General features: G+C 64.9%; 21 protein-coding genes and 2 pseudogenes. 20 read left to right on the forward strand and 3 right to left on the reverse strand.

All coding sequences use genetic code 11. The features are described from left to right. Positions 1-12 precede the first annotated feature (12 nt). From GM676_RS08590 to GM676_RS32765, 5 genes and pseudogenes are all read left to right on the forward strand, one after another. Positions 13-1,800, forward strand: coding sequence for a glycosyltransferase 87 family protein (locus GM676_RS08590; RefSeq protein ID WP_155463110.1), 1,788 nt, complete (start codon positions 13-15; stop codon positions 1,798-1,800). Between the two features lie 54 nt (positions 1,801-1,854). After that, positions 1,855-2,553 (forward strand): PP2C family protein-serine/threonine phosphatase, encoded by a 699-nt coding sequence (locus GM676_RS08595; RefSeq protein ID WP_155463111.1) that lies wholly within the window; start codon positions 1,855-1,857, stop codon positions 2,551-2,553. After that, a pseudogene (locus GM676_RS32925) lies at positions 2,499-2,663 on the forward strand (SpoIIE family protein phosphatase); the annotation flags it as partial. The gene GM676_RS08595 and the pseudogene GM676_RS32925, both read left to right, overlap by 55 nt. A gap of 169 nt (positions 2,664-2,832) precedes the next feature. Next, complete coding sequence (locus GM676_RS08605) at positions 2,833-4,323, forward strand: GntP family permease (RefSeq protein ID WP_155463113.1); 1,491 nt, start codon at positions 2,833-2,835, stop codon at positions 4,321-4,323. A gap of 423 nt (positions 4,324-4,746) precedes the next feature. Continuing rightward, positions 4,747-5,097 (forward strand): annotated as a pseudogene (locus tag GM676_RS32765) (hypothetical protein); the annotation flags it as partial. Here the strand turns inward: GM676_RS32765 and GM676_RS08615 are convergent. From GM676_RS08615 to GM676_RS08625, 3 genes are all read right to left on the reverse strand, one after another. Continuing rightward, positions 5,030-5,863, reverse strand: a complete 834-nt coding sequence (locus tag GM676_RS08615; protein ID WP_308936682.1) for a DNA-formamidopyrimidine glycosylase family protein — start codon at positions 5,861-5,863, stop codon at positions 5,030-5,032. The pseudogene GM676_RS32765 and the gene GM676_RS08615 sit on opposite strands and share 68 nt — an antisense overlap. A gap of 174 nt (positions 5,864-6,037) precedes the next feature. After that, the gene (locus GM676_RS08620) at positions 6,038-6,748 is read right to left on the reverse strand and encodes a site-2 protease family protein (RefSeq protein WP_155463114.1); all 711 of its coding nucleotides are present in this window, start codon (positions 6,746-6,748) and stop codon (positions 6,038-6,040) included. Positions 6,749-6,752: 4 nt separating this feature from the next. Next, complete coding sequence (locus GM676_RS08625) at positions 6,753-7,673, reverse strand: DUF2167 domain-containing protein (RefSeq protein WP_155463115.1); 921 nt, start codon at positions 7,671-7,673, stop codon at positions 6,753-6,755. 122 nt (positions 7,674-7,795) lie between these two features. Here GM676_RS08625 and GM676_RS08630 point away from each other — a divergent pair, with 122 nt between their 5' ends. From GM676_RS08630 to GM676_RS08700, 15 genes are all read left to right on the forward strand, one after another. Next, complete coding sequence (locus GM676_RS08630; RefSeq protein ID WP_155463116.1) at positions 7,796-9,259, forward strand: amidohydrolase family protein; 1,464 nt, start codon at positions 7,796-7,798, stop codon at positions 9,257-9,259. A 26-nt stretch (positions 9,260-9,285) separates the two neighbouring features. Then, a complete protein-coding gene (locus GM676_RS08635) occupies positions 9,286-10,944 on the forward strand; it encodes a M28 family metallopeptidase (protein WP_211923192.1) in 1,659 nt (552 codons plus the stop codon). Between the two features lie 15 nt (positions 10,945-10,959). Next, positions 10,960-11,682 carry a cytochrome c biogenesis heme-transporting ATPase CcmA gene (ccmA, locus tag GM676_RS08640; protein ID WP_155463117.1) on the forward strand — a complete coding sequence of 241 codons (723 nt, stop codon included), beginning with the start codon at positions 10,960-10,962 and terminating at the stop codon, positions 11,680-11,682. Continuing rightward, positions 11,676-12,332 (forward strand): heme exporter protein CcmB, encoded by a 657-nt coding sequence (gene ccmB / locus GM676_RS08645; protein WP_155463118.1) that lies wholly within the window; start codon positions 11,676-11,678, stop codon positions 12,330-12,332. Before ccmA ends, ccmB begins: the two co-directional genes overlap by 7 nt. Positions 12,333-12,355: 23 nt before the next feature. Then, entirely contained in the window at positions 12,356-13,087 is a 732-nt protein-coding gene (gene ccmC / locus GM676_RS08650) for a heme ABC transporter permease CcmC (RefSeq protein ID WP_155463166.1), read from the forward strand. Then, positions 13,084-13,242 (forward strand): heme exporter protein CcmD, encoded by a 159-nt coding sequence (gene ccmD, locus GM676_RS08655; RefSeq protein ID WP_155463119.1) that lies wholly within the window; start codon positions 13,084-13,086, stop codon positions 13,240-13,242. The genes ccmC and ccmD overlap by 4 nt, the downstream gene beginning before the upstream one ends. After that, positions 13,232-13,669 carry a cytochrome c maturation protein CcmE gene (gene ccmE, locus GM676_RS08660; protein ID WP_155463120.1) on the forward strand — a complete coding sequence of 146 codons (438 nt, stop codon included), beginning with the start codon at positions 13,232-13,234 and terminating at the stop codon, positions 13,667-13,669. The genes ccmD and ccmE overlap by 11 nt, the downstream gene beginning before the upstream one ends. Continuing rightward, positions 13,666-15,708 carry a heme lyase CcmF/NrfE family subunit gene (locus GM676_RS08665; RefSeq protein WP_155463121.1) on the forward strand — a complete coding sequence of 681 codons (2,043 nt, stop codon included), beginning with the start codon at positions 13,666-13,668 and terminating at the stop codon, positions 15,706-15,708. Before ccmE ends, GM676_RS08665 begins: the two co-directional genes overlap by 4 nt. After that, positions 15,705-16,244: a DsbE family thiol:disulfide interchange protein gene (locus GM676_RS08670; protein ID WP_155463122.1), complete on the forward strand. Its 540-nt coding sequence runs from the start codon at positions 15,705-15,707 to the stop codon at positions 16,242-16,244. The genes GM676_RS08665 and GM676_RS08670 overlap by 4 nt, the downstream gene beginning before the upstream one ends. Next, on the forward strand, positions 16,237-16,671 hold the full coding sequence (locus GM676_RS08675) for a cytochrome c-type biogenesis protein (RefSeq protein ID WP_155463123.1): 435 nt from the start codon (positions 16,237-16,239) through the stop codon (positions 16,669-16,671). The genes GM676_RS08670 and GM676_RS08675 overlap by 8 nt, the downstream gene beginning before the upstream one ends. Next, complete coding sequence (gene ccmI, locus GM676_RS08680) at positions 16,668-18,071, forward strand: c-type cytochrome biogenesis protein CcmI (RefSeq protein WP_155463124.1); 1,404 nt, start codon at positions 16,668-16,670, stop codon at positions 18,069-18,071. Before GM676_RS08675 ends, ccmI begins: the two co-directional genes overlap by 4 nt. A 111-nt stretch (positions 18,072-18,182) precedes the next feature. Further along, positions 18,183-19,001, forward strand: coding sequence for a hypothetical protein (locus tag GM676_RS08685; RefSeq protein WP_155463125.1), 819 nt, complete (start codon positions 18,183-18,185; stop codon positions 18,999-19,001). Positions 19,002-19,007: 6 nt separating this feature from the next. Continuing rightward, positions 19,008-20,456, forward strand: coding sequence for a cytochrome c3 family protein (locus GM676_RS08690; RefSeq protein ID WP_155463126.1), 1,449 nt, complete (start codon positions 19,008-19,010; stop codon positions 20,454-20,456). After that, positions 20,453-22,450: a heme-binding protein gene (locus tag GM676_RS08695; RefSeq protein ID WP_211923193.1), complete on the forward strand. Its 1,998-nt coding sequence runs from the start codon at positions 20,453-20,455 to the stop codon at positions 22,448-22,450. The genes GM676_RS08690 and GM676_RS08695 overlap by 4 nt, the downstream gene beginning before the upstream one ends. Continuing rightward, positions 22,440-24,476 carry an SH3 domain-containing protein gene (locus GM676_RS08700; protein WP_229262599.1) on the forward strand — a complete coding sequence of 679 codons (2,037 nt, stop codon included), beginning with the start codon at positions 22,440-22,442 and terminating at the stop codon, positions 24,474-24,476. Before GM676_RS08695 ends, GM676_RS08700 begins: the two co-directional genes overlap by 11 nt.

Consider the following 24,476-nt stretch of genomic DNA (forward strand, 5'->3'; position numbering starts at 1 on the left):
ATAATAGCGCGAATGAAGAAATTCCTCGATACCCGCACCGCCATTCTCAACCATCCCCGCGCCGGCCTGTGGGCCGTGCTGCTGGTGCCCCTCCTGCTGGGGCTGCTGTCGCTCAGCAGCGGGCAGGACGATGGCTGGGACATGCGCAACTACCACCTGTACAACGTCCACGCGCTGCTGAACGGCCGCATCGGCTTCGACCTGGCGCCGGCCGGCTTCCAGAGCTATTTCAATCCCACCCTGGACCTGCCTTATTACCTCCTGAATCAGTGGCTGCCGCCGCGCGTGGTGGGCTTTGTGATGGGGGCGCTGCATGGGCTGGGCTTTGTGCTGCTGTGCGGCATCGCGCGGCAGGCGCTGGGTGTCGCCGCGCCACGCCGGCTGGTGCTGTTGCTGGCGGGCGCCGGCATGTTCGCGCCCGGCTTCATGAGCGAGCTGGGCAACAGCATGGGCGACAATCTGAGCGCGCTGCCGGCATTGGCTGCGCTGTACATCGTGCTGCGCCACTGGGACGCGCTGCCGCAGTGGGGCGGACGCACCGCGCTGGCGGTGTTGGGCGCCGGCGTGGCAATGGGCCTGAGCGCCGGCCTCAAGCTGACCAATGGCGTGTATGCGGTCGCCTTGTGCATCGCCTTGTTAGGTGTGCCGCTGGTTTGGTGGCGGCGCCTGCGGCTGGCCGTGGTGGCCGGCGTTGGCGTGCTGGCTGGCGTGGCCATCGCTGGCGGCTGGTGGATGCTGCGGATGTGGCACACTTTCGGCAATCCGCTGTTCCCGCAATTTAATAACTTCTTCCACAGTCCGCTGGCGCCAGAGAATGGCGTGATCGATGTGTTTTTCCGTCCGCAGGGCTGGATGGAAAACCTGTTCTGGCCCTTTATCTTTGCCTTCAACACGCGGCGGGTGTCGGAGATTCCGCTTAAGTTGGCAGTGTGGCCGGTGCTGTACCTGGTGCTGGCGGCGCTGCTGCTGGTGTGGCTGCGCAAGCGCCGCGAGCGTCCGCTGGCGTCGCGCAGTGCCTTCCTGCTGCTGTTCGTGGCGGCCGGCTATCTGGTGTGGATGCGCATGTTCAGCATCTACCGCTATCTGGTGCCGCTGGAGTTGCTGGCGCCGCTGGCGATCTGGCTGGCGTGGCAGTACATCGCGCCGCAGGCGCAGCGTGTGGCCGGCGTTGCGCTGGCCTTGCTGGTGCTGGTTTCCTTACCGATCGCCAACTGGGGCCATGCGGAATGGGCCGACAAAGCCTTTAGCGCCGAGGTGCCGTCCATGCCGAATCCGGCCAACAGCATTGTCTTCTTCGCCCAGCCCGATCCGCCATCGGGCTGGATGGCGACCTTCATGCCGCCGCAAGCGCAGGTGATTGCACTGGGCACCGGCATTCCGGAATCGCCGGCCTGGCGCGCGCGCCAGCAGGCCGCCATCGCCGCGCGTCCCGGTCCGCATTATCTGCTGCTGAGCGCCGCCCGCAACGACCGCGACGGCACCCGCCTGCGCAAGCTGGCCGTGGCGCAAGCGCTGGGGTTGACCGATGACGCGGCTGGCTGCGACAAGCTGGACGGCCTGATGAAAAAGGTGCGCCTGCAAGTCGAGCTGCGTCGCCTGTCGTCCGGCGGCTGCACCTTCGACCTGCTGCCGCAGCACCGCATCGATCTGGCCGCGCAGGACCGCGCCACCATCGAGCAGGCGGCACAGCGCCTGCAAGGCTATGGCCTGCAACTGGACACCGCCAGCTGCGCCACGCGGCGCGCGGCGATCGGCGCCGAGCCGCGTCCCTTCCTGTGGTGCCAGGTGCGCGCGCGATAGGCGCTGTCCCTGGCCTCGATCGGCATCCGCGCCATTGTCGCCAACGCGCGCACCATGCAGCAGCGCGGCTCGCGCATGCCGACCGGCGCGCCGCTGCTCAACTACGGCGAGGCCAATCACCATGTCTACATTCTGCTGTCCGGTGCGCTGGACGTACACCTCGACGGCCAGACCGGCGAGAGCGCCATCGTCATTTGCCCGGGCGAGGTGATCGGCGAACTGTCCGCCATCGATGGCGAGCCGGTCTCGGCGCTGGTGGTGGCGCGCGAGGCCTCGCAAGTGCTGCAACTGTCGCGCGAGCTGTTCTGGCAAAAGCTGATGGCCTTGCCCGGCGTGGCCAGCAACCTGATGCTGACCCTGAGCGGCCGCATGCGCCGCTCCAACAAAGCGGCCCTGAAAGCGCAACGCGCCGCGCTGGAACTCCAGCATCTGCGCAAGGAGCTGGACATCGCGCGCCAGCTGCAAGTGAGCATGCTGCCCTTGCAGCGGCCGCTGTTCCCGGAGCGCAGCGATCTGCATGCCTGCGGCCTGATGGGGCCGGCCTCGCACGTCGGCGGCGATTTGTTCGACGCCTTCTTCATCGACGACCACCTGCTGTTCATCTGCATAGGCGACGTCTCCGGCCACGGCGTGGCGGCGGCGCTGTTCATGGCGCGGGCCATCGGCCTGCTGCGCGTGCTGGCGATGAATTCAGCGCCATGGAAACCGTGCTGGCGCCGGGCGACACGCTGCTGTGCTATACCGACGGCGTGACCGAAGCGGCCAATGCCGGCGGCGAGGAATTCTCCGAACAGCGCTGTCTCGCGCTGCTGGAAGCGTGGACCGTGCAGTCGCCGCTGCCGCAGGCGCTGGATGCGCTGCGGCTGGCCGTCAGCGGCTTCACCGGCCAGCCGGTGCTGGACGATGATTGCACCATGCTGCGATCCGCTGTCCGCCAGCCTGAGGGGCGGCGCGGTTCCGCCTTTTGGTGCGCGCGTGGCGTGGCGATAGTCTCTACAATGAGGGCCTGCGCAACTTGTCTCTGGAGCCTGCATGTCCTTCCTGATTGTTCTTGCCGCACTGATATTCCTGATGCTGGCCGCCTATCGCGGCTACAGCGTTATCCTGTTCGCTCCCGTCGCCGCGCTGGGCGCGGTGCTGTTGACCGATCCGGGCGCGGTGGCGCCGGTGTTCAGCGGCATCTTCATGGACAAGATGGTTGGTTTCGTCAAACTGTACTTCCCGGTGTTTTTGCTGGGCGCGGTGTTTGGCAAGCTGATTGAGTTGTCCGGCTTTTCCGAATCGATCGTGGTGGCGGCCATCAAATACATCGGCCGCACGCGCGCCAACGCGGTGATCGTGTTGGTGTGCGCGCTGCTGACGTATGGCGGCGTGTCGCTGTTCGTGGTGGTGTTTGCCGTGTATCCCTTTGCGGCTGAGCTTTACCGTCAGAGCAATATCCCCAAGCGCCTGATGCCGGGCGCGATTGCGCTGGGCGCGTTCTCGTTCACCATGGATACCTTGCCGGGCACGCCGCAAATCCAGAACATCATCCCGACCACTTTCTTCAAGACCACCGGTTGGGCGGCGCCGTGGCTGGGCGTGGTGGGCTCGATCGCCACACTGGCCGCCGGCCTGGCCTTCCTCGAATGGCGCCGCCGCAGCGCCATGGCGACCGGGGAGGGCTATGATGCCGCCTCACCGGCTGCCGCGTCCGCCGCGCCTGTCGCCGCCCCTGCCGCCGCCGTGTCCGCTGCCCCGGCCGCTGCTGCCGCCACCGCCACCGCTGGCGCCGCGCCGGCACCATCCCACGCCCGCGCCGAGCTGCCGCATCCGCTGCTGTCGCTGGCGCCGCTGGTGCTGGTCGGCGTCGCCAACTTCATCCTCACCAAAATGATCCCCGGCTGGTACGGCGAAAGCTACGCCCTCACTGCCGACGCCTTGCCCGGGCTGCACGCCCCGGTGACCCTGCCGATCAAATCCGTGATCGGCATCTGGGCGGTGGAAGGCGCGCTGCTGCTGGGCATCCTGCTGACCGTCGCCACCGCCTTCAGCCGCATCCGCCTGAGCTTCGCCGACGGCACCAAAGCCGCGGTCGGCGGCGCGCTGCTGGCGGCCATGAACACCGCTTCCGAATACGGTTTTGGCGGCGTGATCGCGGCACTGCCAGGCTTCCTGTCGGTGAGCGAAGCGCTGCGCAGCGTGCCGAATCCGCTGGTGAATGCGGCGGTGTCGGTCACCTCGCTGGCCGGCATCACCGGCTCCGCCTCGGGCGGCATGAGCATCGCGCTGGCGGCCATGTCCGACCAGTTCATCAAGGCGGCCGAGGCCGCGCACATCCCGCTGGAAGTGATGCACCGCGTGGTGGCCATGGCCAGCGGCGGCATGGACACCCTGCCGCACAACGGCGCCGTGATCACCCTGCTGGCGGTCACCGGCCTGACGCACCGCCAGTCCTACCGCGACATCTTCGGCATCACCGTCATCAAGACGCTGGCGGTGTTCTTCGTGATCGCCGTGTACTACCTGACCGGGCTGGTGTGAATGATGCATTTGCATCATTCCGTTGTCGGGATGATATTGCTACATTGATACTCCTGTGCCGTGGGGCACACGTCCACTACAGGAGTCATCATGAAAAAAATCCTGGCGAGCCTGCTGCTGACCGTCGCTGCGGCGGCGCAGGCAGGCACCGGCCTGATCAACGTCCAATTCTCCGGCTACGAGACCTATATTCCCGAAGATAACGTCATGATCCCGGGCACTAATCCGCCACAAACCGGCGCGGCCCTGATCGGTGCCGCAGGCGACTACTGGAACAACTACGCGGTTGCGGCGCTCAGTAACCAGGCCTTGAAAGACAGCGGCGGCAACGGCACCGGCGCCACGCTGACTTTCACTTCGGAGGGCGCCTACAGCGCCAATCCCGCTCACACGCGGTTCACCGGCCAGCCGGCCGAAAACCTGATGGGCGGCTACCTGTGGTCCTACGACAGCCAGACCTCGGTGCGCGCCACCATCAGCGGCTTGAGCGCGGGGCACGCTTACGAGCTGTACGTGTACACCCAGGGCGATGACGGCAGCTGGGGCCGTCAAATCTCGTTCAACGTCAACGGCGAGGTGCAAACCTCGGCCCAGACCAATGCCGACACCTTCGTGTTGAATAACAACTACCTGATCTTCCACGTCCTGGCCGACAGCAGCGGCGTGATCGACATCGCCCAGGTCGCCATGGTCGGCGAAGGCAACCTCAACGGCTTTCAGCTGCTGGCCGCGCCGGTGCCCGAGCCTTCGTCCGGCCTGATGCTGCTGGGCGGCCTGGGCCTGTTGGCCGCGCATCTGCGCCGCTCGCGTACAGCTTCTGGCAGCGCTCGCAATAAAAGCTGCGCCGATGCGTCTTGCCCAAGTGCGCCTTAAGGAAAGGAATCTCACATCGCGGGCAGAGGCGTTTGGTGTGCGCCAGCCAGTGCTGTTTCAGCACGAAAGCCTTTTTCCAGCGCAGGAAATCGAACGCGTACACACGCATCTGCTCCACCAGCTCGCGCTGTTTGGCGGCCGGCAGCGCGCCCACCGCCGACAACGGATGCACGCGGATGCGGAACAGCACCTCGTTCTTGAAAATATTCCCCGCGCCGGAAAAAATCTCCTGATCGAGCGTGGCGTCGCACACCAGCATCTCGGGCCGGGCGCGCAACTTCTTCAGGGCGACCCTGGCGCTCCACTGATCCGACATCACATCGGCACTCCAGTCATACTGCGCGTCCAGATCGGGCGGCAGCGTCTTCACCGAGCAAGTGTAGAAATTGAATTCCTCGCCATCCTCAAAGACCAGGCTCAGTCTCGGCTCCGCGTCCTTGCGTTCATTGATGCGGTAACTGCCGAACATCAGCAAATGAATGCGCAGCACGCGGTCCGGCAGCTGGATCAGGAAATGCTTGCCCCAGCTGCGCAGCGCGACAATCGGCTGCCCGGCCAGCGCCGCATAATCGACCGCCTTGCTATTGCCGCCGGCACGCACAATCGTGCGCCCGGCAAAGCGCGCCGCCTCCTCGCGCAGAATGACAATGGATGGTCCCTCCGGCATGGCCTGCCTCCCAAGCTTGCAAGCTTCCAGTGTGAGCGCACTGCCGCGCCCGCACTGTACGCCAACTCACGGAGGCAACCGAAGACTAAGCTGCCTGGTTTTCCATGACTGCTGCACAAACGGATCTGCCGGTCCAGCAAATAGTCGACGTAATAATTATAGGCCTCCCATAATTTACCCGACACCGGCCAGCATGTCGTGGATGCTGTAGCTCATCATGGCGAGGAAGGCGACCAGGCCCAGATACAGCACGCCGTAGTTGATGCGCGTTTCGCGCGGCACGATGTAGTAGTCATCCGGCTTGGCGGGATCGCCCCAGATGGCTTCCTTGAGTTGCGGATAGGCCAGCACCGCCAGCAGAATCAGCATCGGACTTGGATGGTAAAAGAACAGCGCCGCCAGCAAAGGCACGCCGGCCAGCCACACCTTGGGCGAAATGATGGCCGTGATGCGGCCACCGTCCAGTGGCGAGATCGGGATCAGGTTGATCAGATTCACCATGCAGCCGGAATAGGCCAGGGCCAGCATCAGGCTGCTGTCGTTGTTGCGCGCGAAGTAGTAGCAGATCATCGCGGCGGCCGTGCCGGCCAGCGGTCCGGCAAAACCGATGTAGGCTTCGGTCTCCACGTCATGCGGCATGTCCTTGAGCGCCACCCAGGCGCCGACAAACGGAATGAAAGCCGGCAAGCCGACCTCCAGGCCGCGCTGCCGGGCCGCCGCATAATGGCCCATTTCGTGCACGAAGATCAGGCTCACGAAGCCCACCGCATAACGCCAGCCATAAATCCAGCTGTACGCCACGATCGAAATCAGCATGGTGGCGCTGGTGGTCAGCAGCTTGCCCATCTTGCCGGCGGCCAGCAGCCAGACGATCAACTTGCCCATCGATTTACTCCGGCTTGCTCAGGTCGACCGCCGCGGCTTTTTCTTCGCGCTTGCGGCCCAGCAGTTTGTAAACCCAGCCACCGATGGCTGCCACGCCGATCAGGATGAATTTCTTCAGGGCCAGCAGCACGGCAAAGATTTTGCCGAAGAAGCCCAGCTTGGCAGCGACCCCGCCCGCCACCAGCGCCGCGATGCCGTACTCGGCCACCTTGTCGGTGCTGGCGTTGAAGTCGGTGTAGCGGTTGCCCGGCGTGAACTCGGTGAAGCCGGTCACTTTCTTCATCTCGGTTTTGACTTGCGCGATCTGGTTCATGCCCGACACCGCGTTCAGCACCAGCACGCCTTCGCGGCCCAGCACGCGGATGTTGTAGTTCAGGCCGTTCTCCTTGTCGCCTTCGGTGTGCAGTTCCTTGGCCCAGTACAGCTTGTGCTGGGCCTTGTCGTAGCCCGGCTGTTCGGCCCAGCCCACCAGCGTCATCGGCGCGTAGCCTTGTTCCTTGCGCGCCTTGTTATTTTCGATCATGCCTTCCTGGATGTCTTTCAGCAGGTCGGCGTAGTTGATTTTGTCGGCGTCATCGTCCTTGACGTGGCCGTCCTTGTCGTAGGTGACCACCACGCCCCAGCCGGCCGCGCTGAGCGGATTCACATCGCTTGGCACGATCATGCCCAGCGTTTTCGTCCCCGGCGGATTGCCCCAGCCATCGGTCAGCAGCCTGGCGGCATCGGCCGGGTCCAGATAGCGGAAGTTGGAAGGCAGATCCAGCGTGGCGATATCGCCGGGCAGCTGGATTTTACCTTCGCGGAAGGTCAGCGAAGACAGGAACTGCTCGGCAGTCATCTTCGGCGCTTCGTCGGCGGCAACGGCAACGACAGGCAGCGTTGCCGTCAGACTCAGGCACAGCAGGGCGGTGATCAAACGACGCATACATACTCCTTGTAATAAAACCTATATCCTAAAGGAAATATTTGCCAAGTTGGTAATTATTTATGACATTGTCGCCATCATTGATTCGTGGCAGTATGTCCGGTCATTACAAGGGGGGATGGATGCGACGTCACATTAAACTGGTTTATGTAGCCATGTTCTTCAGTGCCGCTGCGCAGGGGCAGGCGCCGTCGGCGGAAGTCCGCAAGTTCATTCAGCATGACCAGCCGCTGATCGCCCTCACGCACGTGCGCGTGATCGACGGCACCGGCGCGCCCGCGCAGGAAGACCGCACCGTGGTGCTGCGCGACGGCCGCATCGAAGCCGTCACCGACGCCCGCACCGCGCCGCCCAAGGGCGCGCATGTGATCGACCTGACCGGCCGCAGCGTGATTCCCGGCCTGGTGGGCATGCACAATCACCTGATGTACGTGGAGTCGATCAACCGCGATGAAGACGGCAAGACCCCGCCGCCCGGCGTGTTCGTCACCGAGATCGCCTTCAGCGCGCCGCGCCTGTACCTGGCGGCCGGCGTCACCACCATGCGCACCACCGGCAGCGTGGAGCCGTACACCGACCTGAATATCCGCCGCCAGATCGATGAGTTCAAAATCCCCGGCCCGCATATCGACGTCACCGGCCCCTACCTCGAAGGCAAGGACACCTTCTTCCCGCAGATGGCGGTGCTGACCGAGACCGACCACGCGCGCAAGACGGTCGATTTCTGGGCCGGCGAGGGCGCCACCTCGTTCAAGGCCTACATGAAGATTTCGCGCCCGGTGCTGGGCGCGGCCATCGAGCAGGCGCACAAGCATGGCCTGAAAGTCACCGGCCACCTGTGCGCGGTCGACTACCGCCAGGCCGCCGCGCTGGGCATCGACAATCTGGAACACGGCCCGGTCTTCACCGACACCGAATTCGTCGCCAACCGCAACCCGGATGAATGCCCGGCCAGCGGCGCGGTGGCCGCGTCGTGGGAACAGCGCGAGATCGACAGCCCGGAAGTGCGGGCGCTGATCGCCGATCTGGTGGCGCGCAAAGTCGCCATCACTTCCACGCTGCCCGTGTTTGAAGCCTTCGTACCTACCCGCCCGCTGTTGTCGCGCAAGCAGATGGCCTTGATGTCGCCGGAAGCGCTACGCAGCCATCTCGAAGCGCGCGCGCTGGCGACCACGGTGCCCGGCTACGCCGCGCGTCAGGAAGCACTGCTGAAAAAGGAGATGGCGTTTGAACTGGCGTTCGTGCGCGCCGGCGGCCTGCTGATCGCCGGTCCCGACCCCACCGGCAACGGCGGCACCTTGCCCGGCTTCGGCGACCAGCGCGAAGTGCAGCTGCTGGTGGAAGCCGGCTTCACACCACTGGAGGCGATCCGCATCGCCACCCTGAACGGCGCCCAATACATGGGACGCGCCGACAGCATCGGTTCCATCGCTCCCGGCAAGCATGCCGATCTGGTGGTGCTGAAAGGCGATCCAACACGGCGCATCGCCGATATCGAAAACGTGGAAATCGTGTTCAAGGACGGTTATGGTTATGACCCGGCCAAGTTGAACGCGTCCGTTCGCGGTATGGTCGGCATACGCTGACCGTTTTATAACCCTAGGAGGCTAGCTTGAAAAAAACCATGCTTGTGATGTCGCTGATCGCGGCGTTTGCAGCCACTGCCGCCCACGCGGCAAACGGTCCTGAGATCGACGCAAAACGTCTGTCGCAGGATGTGAAGGTTCTGTCGTCGGATGAATTTGAAGGCCGCGGCCCGAACACCGCCGGCGAGACCAAGACCGTCGCTTACATCATCGAACAGTTCAAGGCCGCCGGCCTGCAACCGGGCGGTGATCTGGTCAAGGGCAAGCGCGCCTGGACCCAGGACGTGCCGCTGGGCCGCTTTGAAATCAAGGGCCCGGTCAAGCTGTCGGTCAGCGACGGCAAGACCGTGCAGGAACTGAAGCAGGGCGATGACCTGGCCGTGCGTGCCGCCATGAACGGCGCCAGGCTGGTCGACTTCAAGAATGCGCCGCTGGTGTTCGTCGGCTACGGCGTGACCGCGCCGGAGCGCAAGTGGGATGACTTCAAGGGCCAGGACTTGAAGGGCAAGCTGGCCATCGTGCTGATTAACGATCCGGACTTCGAAACCGGTCAGGGCGATTTCGGCGGCAAGGCCATGACCTACTACGGCCGCTGGACTTACAAGTATGAAGAGATGGCGCGCCGTGGCGCGCTGGGCACCATCATCGTGCACGAAACCGCACCGGCATCCTATGGCTGGAACACGGTGAAGAACTCCAACACCAACGTCATGTACGACATCGTGCGCAAGAAGCCTTCCGAAGCGCACGCGCCGATGGAAGCGTGGATTCAGCGCGATCTGGCGGTGGACCTGTTCAAGCGCGGCGGCCTGGATTTCGAGGCACTGAAGAAGCAGGCGCAAACGCGCGACTTCAAGCCGGCTGAATTGAAAGGTGTGACGCTGTCGGCCAACTACGCGGTCGATGCGCAAGTCATCACCTCGAAGAACGTGGTGGCGCGTCTGCCGGGCGTGAAGAAGCCTGACGAAACCGTGATCTACAGCGGCCACTGGGACCATCTGGGTGTTGGCCTGCCGGACGCCAAGGGCGACAAGATCTACAACGGCGCGATTGATAACGCCACCGGCATCGCCGCGCTGCTGGAACTGGCGCGCGCATACGGCAAGGCGCCTGCGCCGGCCCGCAGCGTGGTGTTCCTGGCGGTGACCGCCGAAGAGAAAGGTCTGCTGGGTTCCGAATACTACTCGGCCAACCCGCTGTATCCGCTGGCCACCACGGTGGGCGTGATCAATATGGATGCACTGAGCCCGGAAGGCCTGGCGCGCAACTTCACCATTTCCGGCAGCGCCAAGCTGGATCTGCTGGATCAACTGATCGCCAAGGCCAAGCAGTACAACCTGGCCTACACGCCTGATCCGCTGCCGGAAGCCGGCCACTTCTTCCGTTCGGACCACTTCCCGTTCGCCAAGCGCGGCGTGCCGGCCATTTCGTACGGATCGGGCAACGACCTGGTGGAAGGTGGCGTGGCGGCAGGCCGCAAGGCGGAAGAGGCTTACACCACCAACAACTACCACCAGCCGTCGGACGAGTGGAGCGCCAACTGGAGCTTCGCAGGCATGTCGCACGATCTGGGCATGTTGTATTCGCTGGGCCGCGATCTGGCGGAATCCAGGGACTGGCCTAACTGGTCCAAGGACGCCGAGTTCCGCGCCGCGCGCGACGCCAGCGCCGCCAAGCGCAAGTAATTGGTTCGCGCCGCGATGACGTTACAGGCTCTCGATCTTTGCTGCGTTCGCGGAGAGCGCCGCTTGTTCAAGGACGTGTCGTTGTCGCTGGCGGCTGGACAGGCGCTGCGCGTGCGCGGCGCCAACGGCAGTGGCAAGACCACCTTGCTGCGTACCTTGGCCGGTCTGGCGCATGCCGAATCGGGCGAGGTGCGCTGGCAGGGCAGGGCGCTTGCCGCTTGCCGCGATCAGTATCACAACCAGATGATTTACCTCGGCCATGCGGCGGCGGTGAAAGATGAATTGCTGGCATGGGAAAACCTGGTCTACAGCGCGCGCCTGAATGGCCGGGTGCTGGACCGCGCTGAGGCCGAGCACTCGCTGGCGGCATTGGGCCTGGGCCGCGCCGCACAACTGCCGGCGCGCTCGCTGTCGCAAGGGCAGCGCAAGCGACTGGCGTTGGCGCGCCTGCACGGCGCCGAAGGCCATGCCGCGCCGCTGTGGATATTGGACGAACCGTTCAACGCGCTGGATCAGGACGCGGTCGCCGCCCTGTGCGCCGCGCTCGACCAGCACTTCACGCGCGGCGGCATGTTGGTCTACACCACCCACACCGACCTGCCGCTGCATCCAGCCGTAGCGCTGGACCTCAACCTCGACCGCCCTGCGTCCGCCCCGCCCGCGCGCCCCGCGTCGCCTTTCGCCGCCGCGCAAGCCACGCCCACGCCCGCCGCGCCGCCGAGCGCCTCATCATGCTGACCGCCTTCCTCGGCGTGATCCGTCGCGACCTGCTGCTGGCGCTGCGCAACCGCGCGGACGTGCTGTCGTCAGTCTTCTTCTTCGTGATCGTGGCCGCGCTGGCGCCGCTGGGCCTTGGCCCTGAACCGGCCATGCTGCGCACCATCGGCCCTGGCATGGTGTGGATCGCCGCGCTGCTATCCTCCATGCTCGCCCTCGGCCGCCTGTTCGCCCAGGACCACGCCGACGGCACCCTCGAACAACTCCTGCTCTCGCCGGAGCCAGCCACACTGCTGGTCGCCGGCAAAATCCTCGCGCATTGGCTCACCACCGGCATTCCGCTGATCATCCTCTCGCCACTGCTGGCCCTCCAATTCGGCCTGCCCGCCGAACAAGTCGCCACGCTGATGGCCAGCCTTGCACTCGGCACTCCCATCCTCAGCCTGATCGGCGCCATCGGCGCGGCGCTGACATTGGGCGTGCGCGGCGGCGGCGTCCTCATCGCATTATTAGTTTTGCCACTTTACGTCCCGGTCCTCATTTTCGGCGCCGGCGCCGCTGTGGCGCCAGATCCACAATCGCATTTATTTTTACTGGGAGGCCTGCTGGCAGCCGCTGTAGCACTGGCTCCGTGGGCCACTGCGGCGGCCTTGCGCATTGCCTTGGAGTGAACACTGTTGATACAATGTCCACAATGAACACCAGCCTGCTTTACCGTTACGCCTCACCTCAACAGTTCTATCCACTGGCGGGCAAATTGATCCCATGGTTTGCGATACTGGCGGTCCTGCTGACCGCCGCCGGCTTGTATGTTGGCCTGGTACGCGCCCCCACCGATTGGCAACAAGGCGACTCCTATCGCATCATCTACGTTCACGTGCCCGCCGCATGGATGTCGATGGTGATCTACCTCGCCATGGCCTTCTGGGCCGGCATCGGCCTTGTCATGAACACGCGCCTGTCGTCGATGATGGCCAGCGCGCTCGCGCCGACCGGCGCCATGTTCACCGCACTGGCACTGTGGACCGGCGCCCTGTGGGGCAAACCGACATGGGGCGCGTGGTGGGTATGGGACGCGCGCCTGACCTCCGAATTGATCCTGCTGTTCCTCTACATCGGCTTCATGACCCTGCAATCCGCCATCACCGACCCGCGCCGCGCCGACCGCGCCGGCGCCTTGCTGGCATTGGTCGGCGTGGTGAATATCCCCATCATTTACTTCTCCGTGAAGTGGTGGAACACCCTGCACCAGGGCGCGTCCGTCAGCCTGACCGCCGCGCCCAGCATGGCCGCCGTGATGCTGACCGGGATGCTGCTGGTCGCACTGGGCGCATGGTCCTACACCTTCGCCGCCGCGCTGGCGCGCCTGCGCTGCATCATCCTCGAACGCGAGAAACGCAGCGCGTGGATCAAGGAGGCGGCATGAGCGAATGGCTGCACATGGGCGGCTATGCCCTGTACGTGTGGGGCGCCATTGGCGCCGCTTTGCTGCTGCCAGTGTGCGAAAGCGTGGCCCTGCGCCTGCGCCGTCGCGCCGCGCTGGAACAGCTGAAACATCAACAGGATCACGATGAAACCTAGACAAAAGCGCCTGGTGCTGGTGGCGGCGGGCCTGGCCCTGCTGGCGCTGGCGGCCTGGCTGATCTCGTCCGCCTTCCAGAAGAACCTCGTCTTCTCCGTGACGCCGACCGAAGTGCTGGCCAGCGCCGACCGCGCTCGCAATTTGCGCATGGGCGGCCTGGTGGAGAAGGGCAGCTTGCGCCGGGATGGCGATGGCGTGACGGTGGACTTCATCATCACCGATCTGGCGCAGCGCGTGCCGGTGCGCTACAGCGGCATCCTGCCGGACCTGTTCAAGGAAGGCAAAGGCGCGGTCGTGCAGGGCAAGCTGGGCGCCGATGGCGTGTTCACCGCCACCGAGGTGCTGGCCAAGCACGATGAAAACTACATGCCGCCGGACGCCGCGCGCGCACTGAAAGAGGCCGCCGAGGCCAAGGACAAGAAATGATTCCAGAACTAGGTTCCTTCGCGCTGATGCTGGCGTTTTGCGTCGCGCTGCTGCAAGGCATCGTCCCGCTACTCGCCTCGCCGCGCGCCCGCGCAACCGGCGCCGCTGCCGCCCCAGCCTCCGCCCGCGCTGCTGCGCCAGCTGGCCGTGCGGCCGCGTGTGGTGCATCGGCCGTTGCCGACGCCATGGCCGCGCGCTGGATGGCCGTCGCGCGGCCCGCCGCCTACGCACAAGCCTTGCTGGTCACGTTCGCCTTCGCCTGCCTGGTGCAAGCCTTCGTGGCGAACGACTTCACCGTGCTGTACGTCGCCTCTCACTCCAATACCTTGCTGCCACTGCACTACCGCATCTCCGCCGTGTGGGGCGGCCACGAAGGCTCGCTGCTGCTGTGGATTCAAATCCTGGTACTGTGGACTGCCGCCGTCGCCGCGCTGAGCAAACAACTGCCGGCCGAAGTGGTCGCCCGCGTGCTGGGCGTCATGGGCCTGATCAGCGTTGGCTTCCTCGCCTTCATCCTGTGGACCTCCAACCCATTCGAACGCCTGCTGCCCGGCGCCGCCGAAGGCCAGGACCTCAACCCGCTGCTGCAAGACATCGGCATGATCGCCCACCCACCGCTGCTCTACATGGGCTACGTCGGCTTCTCGGTGGCCTTCGCCTTTGCCATCGCCGCGCTGATCGGCGGCCAGCTGGATGCGGCGTGGGCACGCTGGTCCCGCCCATGGACCTTGGTCGCCTGGACCTTCATGACGCTGGGGATCTTCCTGGGCAGCTTCTGGGCCTACTACGAATTGGGCTGGGGCGGCTGGTGGTTCTGGGACGCGGTGGAAAACGCCTCCTTCATGCCATGGCTGGTCGGCACCGCCTTGATCCACTCCCTGTCCGTCACCGAAAAACGCGGCAGCTTCAAAAACTGGACCGTGCTGCTGGCCATCATGGCGTTCGCCCTGTCGCTGCTGGGCACCTTCCTGGTGCGCTCGGGTGTGCTGACCTCCGTCCACGCCTTCGCCACCGATCCCAAGCGCGGCCTGTTCGTGCTGGTGTTCCTGGCGCTGGTGGTCGGCTCCTCGCTGCTGCTGTACGCATGGCGCGCGCCGCAGGTCGGCCTTGGCGGCCGCTTCGCCATGTTCTCGCGTGAATCGCTGCTGCTGGTGAATAACGTGCTGCTGGTGGCCGCCGCCGGCACCGTGTTGCTGGGCACCCTGTATCCGCTGTTCCTCGACGCGCTGGGCATGGGCAAAATCTCGGTCGGCCCGCCATACTTCGAAACCGTGTTCGTGCCGCTGATGGCGCCGATGTTGCTGTTGCTGGCCGCCGGTCCGTTCCTGCGCTGGAAGCAGGCCGGCTTCAAGGACGTGCGCAGCCTGCGTTGGGTGGGCGTGGCTGCCGTGCTGCTGGCGATTGCGGCCGCCATCGCGGTCGGCATTTCGCCGCTGCTGGTCATGGGGCTTGCACTGGCCGCGTGGATTTTGCTGGGCAGCGTGTGGCACCTGCTGCAACGCCTGCGCGTGTTTGAGGAAAACCGCACGCGCCTGAGCCACCGCTTGTCCACGCTGCCGGGCAGCTACTGGGGCATGCTGATCGCGCACGCCGGCATCGGTATATTCGTCATCGGCGTCACCTTGGTGAAGGGGCGCGAGATTTCGCACGACGTACCGATGCAGAGCGGCGATATCCATCACGTCAACGGCTACGACTTCCGCTTTGTCGGCTTGCAGAACGTGGAGGGTCCAAACTACTCGGCGGTGCGCGGCACCTTTGATGTCACGCGCAACGGCAAGCATATCGTCACGCTGCTGCCGGAGAAGCGCCAGTTCGCGTCCGGCGGCATGCCGATGACGGAAGCGGCCATCGATCGCGGCCCGACGCGCGACCTGTATCTGGCACTGGGCGAAGAGGTCAAGACGGGCAACTGGATCGTGCGCATCCAGCACAAGCCGTTCGTGGCGTGGATCTGGGCCGGTGCGCTGCTGATTGCGTTTGGCGGCCTGCTGGCGGCGCTGGACAAGCGCTATCGTCTGAAGAAAGGCAAAGCATGAAGCGCTTTATTCTGCCACTGGGCGTATTCGTTGCGCTGCTGGGATTCCTGTGGGTGGGCTTGCGCCTGAATCCGCGCGAGGTGCCGTCGCCGCTGATTAACAAGCCGGCACCGGCGTTTTCACTGGCGCAGCTGCATATGCCGGAGCGCCAGATCGGCACGCGCGACATGGCGGGGCAGGTGTGGATTTTGAACGTGTGGGCCTCGTGGTGCGTGGCTTGCCGCCAGGAGCATCCGGTGCTGATGGAGATGGCGCGCATGAAGATCGCACCTATCGTTGGCCTGAATTACAAGGACGCGCGCGATGAAGGCATCGCCAATTTGCAGCGCGCGGGCGATCCGTATCTGGTGTCGGCGTTCGATCAGGATGGCCGCGTTGGCATTGACTATGGCGTGTATGGCGTGCCGGAGACGTTCGTGATCGATAAGCGCGGCGTGATCCGCTACAAGCAGATCGGCATCCTGACGCCGGACGTGGTGACCGGCACGCTGGTGCCGCTGATCGCAAAACTGAACAAGGAAGGCGGCAATGGTTAAGTGGATTGCTGCCTTGTTGATGGCGTTGTCGCTGTCCGTGCATGCCGATGAGGATCTGGACAAGCGCGCCGCCGCGCTGGAAGAGGAACTGCGTTGCCTGGTGTGCCAGAACCAGACCATCGCCGATTCGCATGCCGGGTTGGCGGCGGACCTGCGCCGCGAGGTACGCGAGCAGCTGGCGCAGGGCAAGTCGGAGCAGGAGGTGCTGGACTTCATGGTGCAGCGTTATGGCGATTTTGTTTTGTATCGCCCGCCTGTGAAGTCGACTACATGGTTGCTGTGGTTTGGGCCATTGCTGTTGCTGGTGGCTGGTGCGGCGCTGCTGGTTTCGCGTCTGCGTTCGGCGCGGCGTGAGACGTCAGCGCCGTCAGAGGAAGAGTTGCAGCGTGCACGCGCGCTACTGGATAACGACAAGGAGCAGCCATGAACGGCTTCGTATTCGCCGCCGCTGCGATGTGTGTGGTGGTTCTGTGGCTGATCTTGCGCCCCTTGCTGTCGCGTGCTGGCGCGGCAGCCGCGCCGCAAGCCGGCCAATTGAATCTGGCCGTCCTGCGTGACCAGCTGCGCGAGCTGGAAGCGGACCGTGAGCAAGGCAGCATCGATGCCGAAGCCTATGCCGTCTCCCGCCGCGAACTGGAACAGCGGGTCGCCGAAGACGTCCATCTCGGCGCGACTGCGCCAGCCGACCACGCCACCGCCGCGCCAGGCGCCAATGCGGCTATCGAGACCGAGAGCGATCCCCGCGGCGGCGCCATGCCCGGCGTTGGCGCGGCCCCTGCCTCCGCGCCGCCGCCAGTGGCGCGATGGCAAGCCGTCGTGCTGGCGTTCGTGCTGGTTGGCGCGGCGGCTGGCTTGTACGCCTCGCTCGGCACGCCGCAAGCGCTGGTCGCGCCGGAAGCTGCGTCTGTCGCTACCGGCCAAGGCCTCGATCCGCATACCAGCAACGAAGCCGAAGCCATGGTCGCCAAACTGGCCGAGCGCATGGCGCGCGAACCGCAAGACCCCAACGGCTGGGCGCTGTTGGCCCGATCGTACAGCGCCATGGGCCGCTTCGTTGCCGCCAGCGGCGCCTACGCGCGCCTGATCACCCTTATCCCCGACGACGCACAGATCCTGGCCGATTATGCCGACGTCCTCGCCATGACGCAGAACCAGAAACTGCACGGCGAGCCGGAACGCCTGCTGGCCCGCGCGCTCGCGGCCGATCCTAAAAACGTCAAAGCCCTGATCCTGTCTGGCGACGCCGCCTTCGAGCGCACCGACCTCGCCGCCGCCGCCATCCACTGGCAGGCCGCGCTGGCCAACGCCACGCCCAACTCGGAATTCGCCCAGATGGCGCGCGACAACCTCGCCCACATCGGCGCGCCGATGGAGGGTGCCGCCACCCAGCGCGCCGCCGCCGGCACTGCCGCCGCCTCGCAGCCTCAGGCCGCGCAGTCCGCCGCTGGTTCCGCCGCGTTGCCCGCCGACCGCGCGCCATCCGCATCGGCCACCGCCATCAGCGGCCGCGTCGAACTCGATCCCTTGCTAAACAAGCAGGTGGCCGACACCGACACTGTCTTCATCGTCGCCAAAGCCGCCGACGGCCCGCGTTTCCCGCTCGCCGTCCTGCGCAAACAAGCCCGCGACCTGCCGCTGAACTTCACCCTCGACGACACCATGGGCATGATGCCCGGTGTGAAAATGTCACAGTTCGACAAACTGGTAGTCACCGCCCGCATCTCCAAAACCGGCAACGCCATCGCCGCGCCGGGCGATTTGGAATCGGCTCCACAGCCCGCCAAACCGGGCGACACGCAAATACAGTTGCGTATAAGCCCCAAATAGCAAATATCACCAAATTTACTATGCCGGTTAGTGTTAGACTGCCCGCATATTGTTGACTATTTGCAATGATAGTTAAATAAACAGACACCAGCCACCGCCAGAAGTCGCCTTATGTTGCAAGACAATTTCATGTCATTCCAGCGCTTTCGCTACGCCAAATGGGCCATCGTCCTGCTGGCCGCGTGCATCGCGCTGTACGCCGTAGACAACCCGCCGATCAAACCGGGCGGCGGCACCATCCTCGGCTACGGCCTCGGTACGCTGGGCGCGTTGCTGATCGTGTTCCTGCTGCTGCTGGGCGTGCGCAAACGCGCCTACGCCTCGCGCATGGGCACCTTGCGTGGCTGGCTGTCGGCCCACGTCTACCTCGGCCTGGCGCTGGCGGTGATCGCCACGCTGCACTGCGGTTTCGAATTCGGCTGGAACGTCCACACCTTCGCTTACGCGCTGACCATGGCCGTCATCGTCAGCGGCATCTGGGGCGTGGTGCTGTACCTGCATCACCCGTCGCTGATGGGCGACCTGCTGGACGGCCGCACGCTGGACCAGATCGCACAAGACCTGCGCGACCTCGATGACCGCTGCCGCATGCTGGCGCAGGGCCGTCCGCCATTGCTGCTGGCGTTGGTGGAGGAATCGGCCGCCGGCGAAATCTTCAACAAGCGCCGCCAGCGCCTGACGGGCCGCAACCGTCACTGCGCCACCGCGCGCGTGCTGAAACGCCTGCGCGAAGTGGGCGACCAGGCAGACCCCAACTCGAACGAAATCTACACCCTGCAATTCCGCCGCCTGCAACAGCTGAAACGCATCCGCTCCTTCGTGCGCCTGCGCACGCTGACGGAAATCTGGCTGCTGTTCCATGTGCCGATGTCGATCGCCCTGCTGGTGGCGCTGAGCGCGCACATCGTCTCCGTTTTCTTCTACTGGTAATCGCTTATGCAAGCTCGTAACAACGATAAGCTCCAGAAGGAGATCGATGCGCTGCAACGTCCACTGGTCGGACGCCGCACCATGTCGTGGCTGGCGTTTGTGCTGGTGTTGCTGGCCTGCCTGGTGCTGCCGGTGCTGGCTTCAGTGTGGCCGTCGGTGTTCCACCCGGTGGAAGAGAAAGCCGTCAAGCTGCGCAAGACGCCGGCCGCCGCGCCGGTACTGAATCATGCTTATGTACGTGCCTCGCCAACCGCGCTGGGACTGGATGCGCAATGGAGTCCCGGCACGCTGTCTTCCTCGCACCAGCCCTTTGGACTGGATTGCAAGTCCTGCCACTCCGAACCGTTCAAGCAGGTGCAGGACAAGGACTGCCTGGCATGCCATCGCGGCATCGGCAATCACGTCGCCGACAAGATCGCATCAATGCCGGCCCTGCACGAAACGCGCTGCGCCACTTGCCATCGCGACCACCAAGGGACGGATGGACTGGTATCGCAGAACCGCCGCTACATCGGCGCCGGTTGCGCGTCTTGCCACGGCGATCTGGAAAGCAAAATGCCGGGCACTCAGGTGGCCAATGTGAAGGACTTCGCCAAGGCCCACCCGCAGTTCCGCGTGCAGGTGGCGGCGTCGGAAACCACCTTCGTGCGCCTGCGTCAGGGCAGCCAGCCGATCGGCCAGGCCGACACGCTCAAGTTCCCGCACGATAAACACCTTGTGGCAGGCGGTATCGCCGGCCCGAACGGCAAGACCAAACTGGAATGCGCTACCTGCCACCGCCCGACCGAGAGTGGCACCGGCTTCCAGCGCGTGACCATGCAGCGCGACTGCCAGTCCTGTCATACGCTGGCGTTTGAGCCGGCGCTGTCGCAGCGCCAGGTACCGCATGGATCGCCGGCCGAGGTGCTGTCCACGCTGCGCGAATTTTATGGCTACGTCAATAGCAGTAAAGTGGCGATCGATACGCCGCCTGCCAGCGGCCCAGTGTTCACGGTGCGTCCGGGGATGCCCGCCAGCGCGCCTGCCAGCTTTGTCCAAGGTCCTGGCGATGCGCGTGCGCGCGCGGCCGCGGCGGCGACCGAGCTGTTTGAGAAAACGTCCTGTGTGGTGTGCCATGACGTGAGCCGCGTGCCGGGTCCGGGCAAGGCTGGTACGCCGGGCGCCGATCTGCCGCAGTGGAAGATTGCGCCGGTGGCGCAGCCGCATGCGTGGATGCCGAAAGCGAGCTTCGATCACGCCGCGCACCGCCAGGCGCCATGCGGCGATTGCCATATGGCCGCCAAGTCGGGCAAGTCCAGCGATGTGCTGATGCCGACCATTAAAGAATGTCGCGATTGTCACGGCGGCACCGAGCCGGTGGTGGGCAAGGTGAAGTCGGATTGTGCGATGTGCCACGGCTATCACATGCCGGACCTGCACACCGGTCCTAAAGCTGCGAAGGCAATGAAGCCATGAGCGCCCGCGAGGTCATGATGGTGTGCCACGCCGCCTCAACCGGTGCGTCGCGGCGGTTGGGCGTCGGCCCATGGGGCGGCGGGTTGGCGCTAGCGTTGGCGATGCTTGCCGCATGCAGCGGCGGCGGCGGTCCGTCGGGTAGCGCGGGAGGCGGTACTGGCGGTGGCTCGTCCACGTCTGGCAGCTGCTTCACGCCAGCCACCACGCCGCAAGCCATTACGGCGGCGGAGGTGGAACAAGTGCTGGCGCAGGGCGCAGAAGCTGCGTCCAGGCTGGGCGCCAAGGCCACTATCGCCGTGGTGGACCGCGTAGGCAATGTGTTGGCGGTGTATCGCATGACCGGCGCCGGCACGACCGTGAATATCCTCAGCGGCAGCGGCAAGAACGGCGTGGACAGCCCGCAAGGCCTGGATGGCCTGAGTGGACTGATCGGCTCCGACCTCGCGGCGGTGGCCAAGGCGCTGACCGGCGCCTACCTGTCCTCGTCCGGCAACGCCTTCAGCACGCGCACCGCAAGCTTCATCGTGCAGGATCACTTTGTTCCGGGCATTGCGCAGACGGCTGGCGGGCCTTTGTTCGGCGTGCAGTTCAGCCAACTGCCGTGCGGCGATCTGGTTCAACGCGGCGCCGGCATCGGCGTTGGCCCCAAGCGCTCGCCGCTGGGCCTTGCCGCCGATCCGGGCGGCTTCCCGTTGTATAAAAACGGCCGCGTTGTCGGTGGCATTGGCGTGATGGCGGATGGCGTGTATGGGCTCGATCCATCACCAACCACCAGTGGTGCGGATCTCGACGAGCGCATCGCTTTGTCCGCGCAGAGCGGTTTTGCGGCGCCGGACTGCATCCGCGCGGACCGCATCACTGCGGGCGGCGTGACGCTGACCTACGCGAATGCGGCCTCGCAGCCTGTGGCGGTAACGGCCACACGCATCAGCGGCATGGCTGGCGCTTTGCTGCCGGTGGATGGCTACTACGACGGCGCGGCCATTTTGGCTGGCACCGCGTTTGGCGAAGCCGCTTCCGGCTTTGTCGCACAGGGCGGCACGCAGATTCTGGTGAACGCGGCACAGAGCAATCGTTATCCGGCCAGTGCGTCGCTGTCGCCGTTGCCGGTGGCGGCTGGCGGCACCGGAATGAGCGCGACGGAGGTGCAGGAAGTGATCTCGCAGGCGCTGGGCGTGGCTGCGCAAGCGCGGGCGCAGATTCGCATTCCGGTCGGTTCAGCGGCGGAGGTGACGGTGTCGGTGGTCGACACCGCCGGCCATGTGCTGGGCCTCGCGCGCAGCGGCGACGGGCCGGTGTTCGGTGTGGACGTGTCCTTGCAGAAGGCGCGCACGGCGGCGTTCTTCTCATCGACTGGCGCGTCGGCGGCAATTTCCGCCTTGCCGCAGCTGGGCTACTTCAATGGCTCGCTCAAGCAGGGCGCCTTGTTTGGCGTGGATAGCTATATGGCGTCGTCGCGCGGCTTCTTTGGGAATGCGGCGGCGTTCAGCGATGGCATCGCGTTTTCGGCGCGTTCCATCGGCAATATCGCGCGGCCTAATTTCCCGGATGGGATAGATGGTAACCCTGCCGGGCCGCTGTCCAAGAGCACGGCGACCTGGAGTCCGTTCAACGTCGGCCTGCAACTGGATCTGGTGTATCCATCGCTGGTGGGGGCGATCCTGGCGCCGGCTTCGCCCAACCGCAGTTGCACCGGCAATGCGATGGGGCTGGAGAATGGCATGCAGACCTTCCCCGGCGGCTTTCCGATTTATCGCGGCACCACCTTGATCGGCGCGATCGGCGTGTCGGGTGATGGTGTGGATCAGGATGACATGATCGGCATGCTGGGCGTGTCGCGCGCCGCAGCGGCCCTCAAGACCGGCATCGGCCATGCGCCGGCCTCGCGCCGCGCCGACATGCTGGCGCCGCAAGGCCGCAATCTGCGCTACGCCCAATGTCCGCAGGCGCCGTTCAACAACAGTACAGAGCAGAGCGTGTGTGATGGCATATAAAACCGCGTTCTCCCGCCGCACCGCCTGCGCGCTGCTCGGCGCCTCCGCGATGGCCTTCGCCGCTGCGCAGCAGCCGACCGCCGCGCCGCAACAGTTGCAAGTGTTGTCGGTCTCCGTGCCGGTGCGCGGCGAGCCGTCGGTCAAATCTCTCCCGGTGGCCGAGTTGTCGCGTGGTGCCATGGTTGGTATTCTTGAACAGCGCGGCGACTGGTACAAGGTGCCGCTGGATGCCCAGCGCTCCGGCTGGATTCAGATGGCGCCTGCGGAATATGGCGAAATGACCATCGAAGTATTCGACGCCCCGGGTACCGCGCGTGCTCCGGACGCCGCAGATGATACACAGCCGGGCATCCTGCCGGCACGTCCCGGCGCCACGGCTGGCGTGCCGCAACTGGCCGTTCTGCCAGCCATCGATCCATCGCAAGTGCCGCCACCGCAAGCCAACCTGCCGCGCGAGTCCTTGCCGATCGCCGACCGCTGGCGCCTGATGCAAACCTTGGGCTTCAAATTCCCATGGTACGACCCGTACAACCAGAATCCGCTGAAAGCCGACCTGCCAGTCCTCAAGCAGTACGCGCCAGACCTGTTCTTCAACCTTGGCGTGGTCTCGGACTCGCTGCTGGAACTGCGCCGCCTGCCGACCCCTGTGGCAGGCCAGATCAGCACCGGCCCCGGCGCCAACGACATCTTCGGCCGTGGCCAGCAAACAGTCATGGTGCAAAACCTGATCCTGAATCTGGGCCTGATCAAGGGCGACACCACCTTCCGTCCGCCAGACTATGAACTGCGCTTCGTCCCGGTGTTCAACTTCAACCGCGCCATGGTGCAGGAGGCAGGCGCACTGCGCATCGATCCGTCGGAGGGCAAGCGCCGCACCGACAACTTCGTCGGCATTCAGGAAATGTTCGCCGACGTCCATCTGCGCAACGTCTCCGACCGCTACGACTTCGACAGCCTGCGCGTCGGCATCCAGCCGTTCACCAACGATTTCCGTGGCTTCCTGTTTCAGGACTCGCCATTCGGCATCCGCCTGTTTGGTAATCGCGACAACAACCGTTGGCAGTACAACCTGGCCGCCTTCGCGCGCTTCGAGAAAGACACCAACAGCGGCTTGAACGCGGTCGGCAAAGGTCTGCGCAAAGACCAAATCTATCTGGCCAACCTGTACCGCCAGGACTGGCCCTGGATCGGCTTCACCTCGCAAGCCAGCATCGTCCACAACCGCAACGCGGATACCGGGAAAACCTACGACACCAACGGCTTCCTGGTGCGGCCGGCCTTCCTCGGCGACTTGCGTTCGCACCGCTACCACGTCACCTATCTGGGCTACAGCGGCGATGGCCATATCGGCGAATGGAACCTGGCGACATCCACGTATCTGGCGTTTGGCCACAACGAGCACGATCCACTGGCGCACAGCGCGCAGAAAATTCGTGCCGGCTTCCATGCCAGCGAACTGTCGCGCGACTTCAGCTGGATACGCGCCCGTGCCTCGCTGGTGCTGGCCTCCGGCGACAAAGACCCTTACGACAACAAGTCCACCGGCTTTGACGCCATCCTCGAAAACCCGCAGATCGCGGGCTCCGACACCAGCTTCTCGATCCGTCAGGGCTTGCCGCTGATCGGCGGCGGCGGTGTGGCGCTGTCCGGCCGCAATGGCATCCTGCCGTCGCTGCGTTCATCCAAAGACGAGGGGCAGTCCAACTTCGTCAATCCGGGCCTGGCCCTGATCGGCGCCGGCGCGGACATGGACCTGTTGCCGGAACTGCGCGTGTTCGGCAACGTCTCCTACCTGCGTTTCATGGACACCCGCGTGCTGGAAGTGCTGCGCGCGCAAGCGCTGCCTTCGAAAGAAATGGGCACCGACTTCTCGGTCGGCATGCACTGGCGGCCTTTCTACAACCAGAACGTCATCATCAACAGCTCCGTCGCCGCACTGCGGCCGGGCAAAGCGCTCAAGGCCCTGTATGGCGACAAACAGGGCACGCTGTATTCCGTTTTATTCAACATGGTTCTGACTTACTGA

Origin of the sequence: Duganella radicis (genome assembly GCF_009720825.1) — a bacterium.
Taxonomy (GTDB): domain Bacteria; phylum Pseudomonadota; class Gammaproteobacteria; order Burkholderiales; family Burkholderiaceae_D; genus Rugamonas; species Rugamonas radicis.